Source organism: Arthrospira sp. PCC 9901, assembly GCF_059013425.1.
In genome coordinates, this window is sequence record NZ_CP102296.1 from 3,790,072 (window position 1) to 3,799,838 (window position 9,767).

The following is a 9,767-nucleotide window of genomic DNA, read 5'->3' on the forward strand; positions in this document are numbered from 1 at the left end:
TAAAATCCTGATTAGATAGCCATTAGAGACAAACGATGAAGATTAAAGCAATGATTTGGCCAGAAGATGAAGTCCAGGTTCAGTACCCGCCCTTCCCAATTGTCACACCTGGGCATCGAGCTATGAAGAGTTGTTAGAAATGCTTGCAGATGCAGTTCTTTCTTTGGCTGGAAGTGGCGAGTGAACAACAGGAAGTCACCCCAGAAAAACAGTTAATTGAGTTATCTTTATGAAATCGATTTCTGGTAAAGCACTCTGTAAAATTGTGAACAGGGTTGGCAGCTAAAACGAATCACAGGCAGCCATCATCTCTATACGATCGGTTAGGGGGGCAAGAAACGCTATCTCTCTGGCTCCCAATCTTCCCACTGTAAACCCTCTACTCGACTAAATTCACGGACATTGTGGGTTACTAGGGTGAGATGATGCGCCAGGGAAATCGCCGCAATTTGTAAGTCATAAGACCCGATAGGAGTCCCCTTAGATTCCAATTGCGATCGGATTATGCCAAATAAATTTGCCGCCACATCATCAAAGGGAAGAGAGATAAATTGCGAGAGAAATTCTGTTTGTAACCTGATATTTTTTTCGGGATTGGCACTTTTCATAGAACCGTAAAAAAGCTCTGCTTTTACGACTGAACACACAGCAACTTCTTCGCGATAAAACTCCAATCTCTTCTTCAGAGCTAAGTTCTTGCCGCGTAAATAGATAATGCAGCTATTTGTATCCAGCAAAAATCTCATAGAATCGGTTGGCGATCGCCTTGTTCGGGTTGGGGATGGCGGATAAATGTTTCATCGTCAATACAGCCATAGTATTGATCCAGGGAATTGTCTTCGTCTCCAGGGGTGCCTTCTAGTGTAGGTGTTGCCTCTGGAAAAGGCAGCGGAGTTGGCTGCAAAGATTCCACCAGGAGTTTGAGCAATACCCAGCGATCGCCTAGAGGTAAATCTAAGACTTGTTTTTGCAATTGTTGGAAGGTCATAAGGGTTAGCGATTATTGAAAGATTTGAGGTTTGATGGTAGCAACTCAAGTTTAGCAAATCTGGATTAAGCTCGATGGTAAGAGCGTGAAGCCAAGCGATCGCGCTCCCAGCCTAGCGGAGTGTGTTGTGTAAAGCGATCGCACCAGGAGTAGGTTGGGTGAACTCCGTAAACCCAACAAATCAGTAGGTTATATGAACCCAGGAAACCTGACAAAAACTTAATTACCCCCAGCCTAGCCGACTGTGTTGGGTTTCGCGATCGCTCCACCCAACCTACTAGAGTCCGAGTGTGTTGTGTAAAGCGATCGCACCAGGAGTAGGTTATGTGAACGCAGGAAACCCCACCAAAACTTAACCACTCCCAGCCTAGCCGAATGTGTTGGGTTTCGTGATCGCACCAGCCAACCTACTAGAGTCCGAGTGTGTTGTGTAAAGCGATCGCTCCACCCAACCTACTAGAGTCCGAGTGTGTTGTGTAAAGCGATCGCGCTCCCAGCCTAGCCGACTGTGTTGGGTTTCGCGATCGCGCCACCCAACCTACTAGAGTCCGACTGTGTTGTGTAAAGCGATCGCACTCCCAGCCTACTAGAAAATGGCGGCGGGGGATGGGTTGATGGGTTGAGAAAGGGGGTTTCTGAGTTGCCAAATTAGTAGCAGGAAACCCCACATAGTTGAGTTATCTTTATGAAAACGGAAAAAGTGATAAACTAGACCAAAATGCCTAAATCATACTAATGCCCCGGAAGATTCGAGAGTTGAAAGCTCAAATTGCACAGTATGGCTTTGTTTACTTGCCTAAGCGCGGTAAGGGCAGCCATGAGCGTTGGCGACATCCTCTGATTGGAAAAACCCTGACCATTTCAGGTCAGGATGGAGATGATGTACCCCGTTACCTAGAAAAACAACTGGAAAAACTGCTAACTGAACTGGAAGGGTTGAGAGAGGAGGAAGATTCATGAGTCGATACAGCATGATTGTTCAATGGTCTGATGAAGATGAGCTTTTCCTAGTCACCATTCCCGAGTTTTCTGAGCAGGTCGTGATGCCTTGTACTCACGGAAAAACTCGGGAAGAGGCAATCCGCAATGGGGAAGAAGTGATTGAAATGTATCTAGCAGCTTGGCAGGCGGAAGGTGAGGTCATTCCTCAACCGAAAACACTTGAGGTGGTTTGATGCTTTTGTCCCAACAGAGCCTATGCTGGATGCTGATGCTCTGATGTTTTCGGATTTTTTCGCCGACTTATCCGCCATATACCCCCTGCCAAGTTCCGGCAACTTTGAGTAAATCTGTGGCGGTTTTCCCTGGTTTTAGCGGGGGCAATTTTTGCCAGCCAGAGGATTGAGTAGGTTCGGAGGTTTCTGGGGAGTCGAGAAACTCACTAACGAGGGCAAGTCTTTCCGGTGAGAGGTTGTTGAGTTGGCTGGCGACTTTTTCGCGTAGTTGAGTTGTATTCATGGTTTTGTTGAGCCATTTAAGCTAATTATAGCACCAGGAGTAGGTTATGTGAACCCAGGAAACTCCACCAAAACTTAACCACTCCCAGCCTAGCCGACTGTGTTGGGTGGAGCGATCGCTCCACCCAACCTACTAGAGTCCGACTGTGTTGTGTAAAGCGATCGCACCAGCCAACTACTAGAAAGTTGCGGCGGGGGATGGGTTGAGGGGTTGAGAAAGGGGGTTTCTGAGGCAGATTTGGGTGAGGAGGCAAAGGTTATGGCAGAAACGGGGTTGATCAGATATCGATTAAGTTTCATTGACCATATTCACAATCTGGTTGTATAAAGCCGAAGATACTCTAAACTCTGACGTAGCAATCAGAGCATCCATCAGAGGTTTGACCGCAGTAATTAAATTTTTCTGCTTGGCTTCAACCAGAATGCCTAGCAATCCAGTAATCTTGATGCCTAAACGGTCAGCCTCCGCTCGACCCCGACGCTCATCAATCAACAACAAATCTGCCTGAAGCTCTATGGCAAGAGCGATCGCCTCTGCCTCTCCCGGATCTAACCTTACCTCATTTTGAAGCTGTTCAACCACACTACGGTTAACTAATGCTCTGACTTTTAACCAGGCTGCACCTTGAACTTCCAGAGTTCCGGGTACAGCAGGGTCAATATCAACGAGTTCCCGATACACAGATTCAGGAATAGTCACTTGATGGTAAAGTTGAGACAGAAGTTTTAGGTGGTGAATTGCCGCCAGGTTAGTGATTACTGATGTATCACTAATGACAATCACAAGCGTCCCAACTCCCGTAAATTCTTTATATCTAAGGCAAAATCTTCCACATCGTAGGAGTAAAGCGGGATATCTCGTTGTTTGAGAAGTTGGCGAAAAGCACCGGATGGCATATCTGCCAATTTACTGGCATAGCCCAAAGTCAAACGCCCGGTTTGAAACAGGTGTAATGCTACTTCTTGGCGAAATTCGCTTGGGGTAAGCTGAGAGGCTTCCAGGATTTCGTCTGAGATGAGTACAGTCATAAGCAGTTGACTCTATCCAAATTGAGGCTGATTAATCTTATTCCTAATTGTAGCATATATTTCATGATTTAATATGACCAGGAGTAGGTTGGGTGAACCCAGGAAACCCCACCAAAACTTAACCACTCCCAGCCTAGCCGACTGTTTTGTGTAAAGCGATCGCACCAGCCAACCTACTATAAACTAAGCAAGTACAAGTCTGGGATTTGGCAAGGGGAAACAGATGAAGACTCTTAATTTATCGCAAGCTACAGCCCCGTTAACCGAATATATGGCAACCCTGGATCGCCAACCTTTGATCATCACAGTTGACGAACAACCTCAAGCGGCGCTAATGTCGATTCGGTTAGCTGATGAATTGACCCACAGTTTTAATTCTCATCCTGAGTTTATCGCTAAAGCCGCCGGACATCTCGAAGCCAATGGCGGCGAGTTCAGGGTTGAGGCTGTTCATTCCCGGCGATCGCTTGCTGATTATATCCAACAGATGAGCGATCGACCAATCATCATCACCGTTGACGCTCAAGCCACTGCTGTCCTGATTCCGATTCGGGATGCGGATCTAGAAACCGCGAGTCTGAGTTTGAATCCTAGTTTTATCGAGATGTTAACAGAATCGCGAATTAGACTCAAAACAGAAGGCGGGATATCATTGGCACAACTGAACCAAGAATTGTCAGATTGCCATTCCCCCACTTAAACCATCGAGTTGATGGCGCGGTTAAATCTCCCTGAATCACGCGGCTACAGGCGTTTGTATCTAGCAGATACACCATTAAAACTCCAGAGGCTGACGAGTCTCATAAACCATGTTTAGACAATCCTCCAGGTCATCACCAGACCAAGTTCCGGCGTGTCTCAGTAAAGAGCGATCGCCAGCCGGACGAAAGGGGGCAGAGTTGTCTGGAGATGGGGACTGGGGTGGGCGAGAGAGAACTGTCACCCGCACTTGGCATCCTGCTAAGGCATCGGAATGGCTGACAATTTCTTCCCAAATTCCCTCGATTTCTAGTGGTTTTCCGGTCATACAATTTCCCCTTGAATAATTACGCTTAAATTCACTATAGCCAAGGTTATATGAACCCAGAGCGATCGTACCAGGAGTAGGTTATGTGAACCCAGGAAACCCGACCAAAACTTAACCACTCCCAGCCTAGCCGACTGTGTTGTGTAAAGCGATCGCACCAGCCAACCTACTAGAGTCCGAGTGTGTTGTGTAAAGCGATCGCACCAGCCAACCTACTAGAGTCCGAGTGTGTTGTGTAAAGCGATCGCACCAGCCAACCTACTAGAGTCCGAGTGTGTTGTGTAAAGCGATCGCACCAGCCAACCTACTAGAGTCCGAGTGTGTTGTGTAAAGCGATCGCTCCACCCAACCTACTAGAAAGTGGCGGCGGGGGATGGGTTGAGGGGTTGAGAAAGGGGGTTTCTGAGGCAGATTTGGGTGAGGAGGCAAAGGTTATGGCAGAAACGGGGTTTCTGAATTAGTCGTTCAAGGAGTTAAAAATTAATTGTATTTGAGGTAATATATCAGGTAAATTGACCTGAATAACATTCCAAAGAATGTCAAAATCTAGCTCATCATAATCGTGAATGACCACATCTCGTAGACCCGCCATTTCCCGCCAAGGAATCATGGGGTATTGTTGACGAAATTCAGGGGATAATCGTTTAGTTGCTTCCCCAACAATAATAATCCTATATAAAATAGCTGCCTGTTTTTCATCATCTTGTTGCAAGTCTTCTTTTTTGATATCCTCAACATAACTAATAATCTGCTGGATAGCCTTTAGAATATCTATTAATGCCTGTTTATCCTTGGCCATAGATGACCTCTGCTGAATTGAGGATGCTCTGGCGACGGAGAACATTATGACTATTGAGAATACTTTGTTGGGTGATGAGATCAACAGGACGATTAAAAAGAGTAGAGAGTTGTTCTCGCATTTGAATAAACTCTAAACCCCAAGAGTGATTAGGCTGAAAGGTGACTAAAATATCTACGTCACTATTGGCGTTAAAGTCATCTCGGAGAATGGATCCAAATAGGGCAAGTTCAACGATCTGCCAACGTTGGCAAAATTCAGCCAGTTGTTGAGGGGTAATTCCTAGGCGAGCATAAATTTGGCGATCGCTTATTTTGGTAGTCATTTAACCTCATCCTGAGAGTCAAGCGGGATATCTTGCTGTTTCAGAATTGGCTGAAAAGCAGGGAGGGGCATATATGCCCATTTACTGACATAGCCCACCGTCAAACGCCCGGTTTTAAACAGTTGAGCCATTTAAGCTAATTATAGCATTAGGAGTAGGTTGGGTGAACTCCGTAAACCCAACAAATCAGTAGGTTATGTGAACCCAGGAAACTCCACAAAAACTTAATTACCCCCAGCCTAACCGAATGTGTTGTGTAAAGCGATCGCTCCACCCAACCTACTAGAGTCCGACTGTCTTGTGTAAAGCGATCGCACCAGCCAACCTACTAGAGTCCGAGTGTGTTGTGTAAAGCGATCGCTCCACCCAACCTACTAGAAACTACTAGAAACCCCGTTTATTAAATGTTTGCGTGGCTGATATAACCCCGCTTTTTAGGATTGGGGGGGATTTTCCGGGGAGGTGAAAATATTGCCCGCTGCGAAAATGTCTCCGATATTTAACCTTAATTCCGGGAAAACTTGAGAGACTATTTGTTGATTGTCCGTCAACACAGTTTCTTCATATAAACCCTCATCCAGCCGCAAAATCGATATCTTATTTAATATCGGATCTACAATCCAATATTCCTGGATTTCCGCCGCCGCATATTCCGTTCTTTTGTACCGATAATCCCGGTTTACCGATTCTGGACTGACCACTTCCACCACTAGGAGGGGTGGCGTTTGAAAAACTGCCGATTCATCCAACAATTCTACAACTTTTTCTCTGGATACGACACAGACATCCATCAATCGCGACTTCCTCGGTGAGGTTCTCACCCCGGCTTCTTTCAAACACAACCAAGGTGAATTCATCCGAGTTATTTCGGCTTTTAAAGTATCCCGGATAAAATCGGCGATTAGCAAATGTCTGATGGTTGGTGGGTTCATGATTTCTAATTGTCCATTGACTAATTCATAATGGTTGTCTGTGCCATCATCATATTTGAGGTAGTCTTCAAAAGTATATGTTTTGTCCGTGGTTATAGATGTCATGGCTATGGTATAATGGTTTTTGATGGTTTATTGAAAGCCAGCCAGTTAGTAGCTGCTAAAACACAACAACTAACTCCCCTGAAAACCTTGGGACTTCAGGGGGGTTACGGTTTTACCAACCCAAAGCTGAGATAAAATCAGCAGATGGTTTGTCGGCTTCGGAAGTTGTGGTTGTGTTAGAATCAGAGTCGATGCGGATTTCTGTGCAGAAGGTGGAGGTGTTGAAGCCTCCGAACCGCTTGACGGCACTCGATCGCATTCTTACATGAGGACCCACAAACCAAAAACGCTCAATGGAACTCATGGTTTCATATTCGGTTATTAAGGTTAATCCGTCCTCTTCGTCCATCTCAAAACGTCCAATCACCGGGACAATTTCCGCATAACCGCGTTCCCGCAGCATTCGACCCCGGCGCGGATCATCTGGGTCTGGTACGATCGCAAATACCGTAGAACCCTTATGATTTTCGTCTTCCTTATCCCAAGCCATTTCGCCATTCCAGGTGACATGAGCGCCCCCCGCCGCCAAACTCGGGTCAATATCGTGCATTTTGCAGATCTCGGCTACCTGGGGGTCATCAGCGGTAAGGGAGGTTACATTGATATCAGAAAATCCTTTTTCGGCTTGACGAAAAGCTAGGTGATGGGTAGTCCTTAGCGATCGCCATCTTCCGGCACTCATATTAAAAAATTCTATAGCATCCATTAACTCAATCTCCAATCTGACGGCTATCAGTTTATTTTATGGCAGTTAGGGCTGAGTCTGTGGCTATCAGATCCGAAAATCCAAAGTTTTGTTAAATAGATTAGTGGCTAAATGTCCATGATGGACAGATTGTCAAGTGTATGTTACGATAATTTACATTCCAGGTAAACAAAAATTACGGTTTAATCCAAAACCGTAGTCTCAATCCTAGAATTTCAGAGGAGGAGCGAACAATGCAAACCCCAGGAAATCTAAGCATAGAGCAACAATTCAAGCTCAAGGTTCTCCAGGAACAAGTCAAACACCTAAGTTTAGAAGAAGCTCAGGAGTATCTAATCGAGGTTTTTCGCCAAGGGATGGTTAAGGATAACTTACTGAAAAACTGGATGAAAGGCGCATAGCGTCAAAACACCATCAACCAATCACCACAACCAGAGGGAGGTCAGACAGGGCTAATTAAGTAGCTTCTGACCTCTTGGGGATAGGTTGTGCTTAACCAAAGCGACCACTAACATATTGTTGGGTGGCTTCTTCTTGGGGATTTTGGAACAGACTGTGAGTATCGCTAAACTCAACGAGGTAGCCAAAACGCTTGCTACCATCTTCGGCTTTAGCGTTAAAAAAGGCAGTCATATCAGCGACCCTAGTTGCTTGCTGCATATTATGGGTAACGATAATGATAGTGTATTGTTGTTTTAGCTCAACAATGAGTTCTTCAATCCGCATGGTAGAAATAGGGTCCAAAGCGGAGCAAGGTTCATCCATGAGAATTACATCAGGTTGAACGGAAACCGCGCGCGCAATACATAGACGTTGTTGCTGACCCCCAGACAAAGCCAAACCACTTTGTCGGAGTTTATCCTTGACTTCATCCCAGAGTACAGCCTGACGGAGCGATCGCTCTACAATTTCATCGAGATCAGCTTTAGACTTAGCCAAACCATTGACGCGCACCCCATAGGCGATATTTTCATAAATAGACTTAGGGAAGGGGTTAGGCTTCTGAAATACCATACCAATTTGTCGTCGCACTTGGACAGGATCGACAATGGGATCGTATAAATTCTGACCCTGATAGTAAATATTCCCGGACAACCTGAAGCCTGGAATCAAATCATTAATGCGATTAAAGCAGCGGAGAATAGTAGTTTTACCGCAGCCAGAAGGTCCGATAAAAGCGGTTACTCGTTTTTGGAGAATGTCCATAGTCACGCCGCGAACTGCCTTAAAATCCCCGTAGAAAACATCAATATTTTCAGCATGGATGACTATATCGGTATCAGTCACATTAGCAGTATCGGGAATACTAGCATCCATCATGAGCAGTTAACTCCTGAATTGTTGAGCAATTGTACAAATCGAACCCCCACAACTTGATTAATACAGTTGGGGAATTAATGGGATATATAGCGGGGTGATGAGAGTTAAGGATAACCATGAACATCCCCGCCGTATGGGATTCGGGGGGAGTAGGTTTAATTTTACCAATCATCATGTAATATTGCTATATATGGAGGTTTATGGTTTAGCCAAAACGACCACTAACATAATCATGAGTTCGCTGGTCTTGGGGACAGGAAAAAATGTTTTCAGTGGTATCTACTTCGACTAAATAACCAACGCGCTTACCACCTTCTAGGGCTTCGGCGTTAAAGAAGGCGGTATAATCAGCTACGCGAGAAGCCTGCTGCATATTATGGGTAACAATGACAATGGTATAATGTTCCTTTAGTTCAGCCATCAAATCTTCAATTCGCATGGTGGAAATGGGGTCTAAAGCGGAACAGGGTTCATCCATCAAAATAACATCGGGTTGAACAGCGATCGCCCTAGCGATACATAAACGTTGCTGCTGTCCTCCCGATAGAGAAGTCCCCAACTTTTTCATATTATCCTTAACCTCATCCCAGAGGGCGGCGCTGCGTAGGGCTTTTTCGATTCTTTCCTCTAAGTTATCTTTAATCCCATTTACCCGCAAACCATAGGCGACATTATCATAAATGGTCTTAGGGAAAGGGTTAGGCTGCTGAAAGACCATACCAATGCGGCGGCGGACAACAACGGGATCAACTCCCTTATGATAGAGGGGTTGACCTCGGTAATTCAAAAGCCCTTTAACCTCAGCACCAGGAACCAGGTCATTAGTGCGGTTAAAGCAGCGTAAGAGGGTACTTTTACCACAGCCAGAGGGGCCAATAAAAGCGGTAATCTTGCGCTCCAGGATATCCATATTAACATCCCGGAGAGCGATCGCACCGCTGTAGTAAACCGATAGATTTTTAATCTCAAAAATGCGCCGAGTATTTACGGACACATCACTAATATATTGTTGCATGGTTTCTCCAATTGGTCAAGCTAAAAGAACAGTGAGGCAGAATAGGTGAGCAAAAAAAGGGGGG

Annotated in this window: 20 protein-coding genes; 5 read left to right on the plus strand and 15 right to left on the minus strand. The window is 45.5% G+C overall.

Features of this window, described 5'->3' with window-relative positions; translation table 11 throughout:
- Positions 1-341: 341 nt before the first annotated feature.
- From vapC to NLZ44_RS16740, 3 genes are all read right to left on the minus strand, one after another.
- Complete coding sequence (gene vapC / locus NLZ44_RS16730) at positions 342-746, minus strand: type II toxin-antitoxin system tRNA(fMet)-specific endonuclease VapC (protein ID WP_493750524.1); 405 nt, start codon at positions 744-746, stop codon at positions 342-344.
- Entirely contained in the window at positions 743-988 is a 246-nt protein-coding gene (locus NLZ44_RS16735) for a hypothetical protein (RefSeq protein WP_493750525.1), read from the minus strand. Before NLZ44_RS16735 ends, vapC begins: the two co-directional genes overlap by 4 nt.
- 410 nt (positions 989-1,398) lie before the next feature.
- Positions 1,399-1,635, minus strand: a complete 237-nt coding sequence (locus NLZ44_RS16740) for a hypothetical protein (RefSeq protein WP_493750526.1) — start codon at positions 1,633-1,635, stop codon at positions 1,399-1,401.
- 88 nt (positions 1,636-1,723) lie between these two features.
- On the opposite strand from NLZ44_RS16740, the gene NLZ44_RS16745 reads away from it, so the two are divergent.
- The gene (locus NLZ44_RS16745) at positions 1,724-1,948 is read left to right on the plus strand and encodes a type II toxin-antitoxin system HicA family toxin (protein WP_006622545.1); all 225 of its coding nucleotides are present in this window, start codon (positions 1,724-1,726) and stop codon (positions 1,946-1,948) included.
- On the plus strand, positions 1,945-2,163 hold the full coding sequence (locus NLZ44_RS16750) for a type II toxin-antitoxin system HicB family antitoxin (protein ID WP_006669412.1): 219 nt from the start codon (positions 1,945-1,947) through the stop codon (positions 2,161-2,163). Before NLZ44_RS16745 ends, NLZ44_RS16750 begins: the two co-directional genes overlap by 4 nt.
- A 67-nt stretch (positions 2,164-2,230) precedes the next feature.
- On the opposite strand, the gene NLZ44_RS16755 is transcribed toward NLZ44_RS16750, so the two are convergent.
- The 4 genes from NLZ44_RS16755 to NLZ44_RS16770 all read right to left on the minus strand — a co-directional run bounded on the left by NLZ44_RS16755 (position 2,231) and on the right by NLZ44_RS16770 (position 3,474).
- Positions 2,231-2,446: a hypothetical protein gene (locus NLZ44_RS16755; protein ID WP_008056336.1), complete on the minus strand. Its 216-nt coding sequence runs from the start codon at positions 2,444-2,446 to the stop codon at positions 2,231-2,233.
- A gap of 89 nt (positions 2,447-2,535) precedes the next feature.
- Positions 2,536-2,745: a hypothetical protein gene (locus tag NLZ44_RS16760; protein WP_493750527.1), complete on the minus strand. Its 210-nt coding sequence runs from the start codon at positions 2,743-2,745 to the stop codon at positions 2,536-2,538.
- Entirely contained in the window at positions 2,735-3,229 is a 495-nt protein-coding gene (locus NLZ44_RS16765; RefSeq protein WP_493750528.1) for a PIN domain-containing protein, read from the minus strand. Before NLZ44_RS16765 ends, NLZ44_RS16760 begins: the two co-directional genes overlap by 11 nt.
- A complete protein-coding gene (locus NLZ44_RS16770) occupies positions 3,226-3,474 on the minus strand; it encodes a UPF0175 family protein (protein ID WP_006622539.1) in 249 nt (82 codons plus the stop codon). The genes NLZ44_RS16765 and NLZ44_RS16770 overlap by 4 nt, the downstream gene beginning before the upstream one ends.
- Positions 3,475-3,697: 223 nt before the next feature.
- Between NLZ44_RS16770 and NLZ44_RS16775 the strand changes: the two genes are divergently transcribed.
- A complete protein-coding gene (locus tag NLZ44_RS16775) occupies positions 3,698-4,174 on the plus strand; it encodes a hypothetical protein (RefSeq protein ID WP_046318960.1) in 477 nt (158 codons plus the stop codon).
- Positions 4,175-4,249: 75 nt separating this feature from the next.
- Here NLZ44_RS16775 and NLZ44_RS16780 read toward each other — a convergent pair whose 3' ends face one another.
- Positions 4,250-4,501, minus strand: a complete 252-nt coding sequence (locus tag NLZ44_RS16780; protein WP_006669408.1) for a hypothetical protein — start codon at positions 4,499-4,501, stop codon at positions 4,250-4,252.
- Positions 4,502-4,821: 320 nt separating this feature from the next.
- Here NLZ44_RS16780 and NLZ44_RS16785 point away from each other — a divergent pair, with 320 nt between their 5' ends.
- Complete coding sequence (locus tag NLZ44_RS16785; protein ID WP_493750529.1) at positions 4,822-4,962, plus strand: hypothetical protein; 141 nt, start codon at positions 4,822-4,824, stop codon at positions 4,960-4,962.
- On the opposite strand, the gene NLZ44_RS16790 is transcribed toward NLZ44_RS16785, so the two are convergent.
- The 5 genes from NLZ44_RS16790 to NLZ44_RS16810 all read right to left on the minus strand — a co-directional run bounded on the left by NLZ44_RS16790 (position 4,959) and on the right by NLZ44_RS16810 (position 7,368).
- On the minus strand, positions 4,959-5,300 hold the full coding sequence (locus NLZ44_RS16790) for a HepT-like ribonuclease domain-containing protein (RefSeq protein ID WP_006669403.1): 342 nt from the start codon (positions 5,298-5,300) through the stop codon (positions 4,959-4,961). The two genes, NLZ44_RS16785 and NLZ44_RS16790, sit on opposite strands and share 4 nt — an antisense overlap.
- Positions 5,287-5,625, minus strand: coding sequence for a nucleotidyltransferase family protein (locus tag NLZ44_RS16795; RefSeq protein ID WP_006669404.1), 339 nt, complete (start codon positions 5,623-5,625; stop codon positions 5,287-5,289). Before NLZ44_RS16795 ends, NLZ44_RS16790 begins: the two co-directional genes overlap by 14 nt.
- The gene (locus NLZ44_RS16800; RefSeq protein ID WP_493750530.1) at positions 5,622-5,756 is read right to left on the minus strand and encodes a hypothetical protein; all 135 of its coding nucleotides are present in this window, start codon (positions 5,754-5,756) and stop codon (positions 5,622-5,624) included. Before NLZ44_RS16800 ends, NLZ44_RS16795 begins: the two co-directional genes overlap by 4 nt.
- Before the next feature lie 303 nt (positions 5,757-6,059).
- Complete coding sequence (locus tag NLZ44_RS16805; RefSeq protein WP_006669413.1) at positions 6,060-6,662, minus strand: Uma2 family endonuclease; 603 nt, start codon at positions 6,660-6,662, stop codon at positions 6,060-6,062.
- Positions 6,663-6,774: 112 nt separating this feature from the next.
- Positions 6,775-7,368 (minus strand): phycobiliprotein lyase, encoded by a 594-nt coding sequence (locus tag NLZ44_RS16810; RefSeq protein ID WP_111891130.1) that lies wholly within the window; start codon positions 7,366-7,368, stop codon positions 6,775-6,777.
- 233 nt (positions 7,369-7,601) lie between these two features.
- Here NLZ44_RS16810 and NLZ44_RS16815 point away from each other — a divergent pair, with 233 nt between their 5' ends.
- Positions 7,602-7,769: an NblA/ycf18 family protein gene (locus NLZ44_RS16815; RefSeq protein WP_006617869.1), complete on the plus strand. Its 168-nt coding sequence runs from the start codon at positions 7,602-7,604 to the stop codon at positions 7,767-7,769.
- Positions 7,770-7,860: 91 nt separating this feature from the next.
- On the opposite strand, the gene pstB (NLZ44_RS16820) is transcribed toward NLZ44_RS16815, so the two are convergent.
- Together pstB (NLZ44_RS16820) and pstB (NLZ44_RS16825) are read right to left on the minus strand one after the other, a co-directional pair.
- Positions 7,861-8,688: a phosphate ABC transporter ATP-binding protein PstB gene (gene pstB, locus NLZ44_RS16820; RefSeq protein WP_006622533.1), complete on the minus strand. Its 828-nt coding sequence runs from the start codon at positions 8,686-8,688 to the stop codon at positions 7,861-7,863.
- Between the two features lie 205 nt (positions 8,689-8,893).
- Positions 8,894-9,703, minus strand: a complete 810-nt coding sequence (gene pstB, locus NLZ44_RS16825; RefSeq protein WP_111891132.1) for a phosphate ABC transporter ATP-binding protein PstB — start codon at positions 9,701-9,703, stop codon at positions 8,894-8,896.
- Positions 9,704-9,767: the final 64 nt, after the last annotated feature.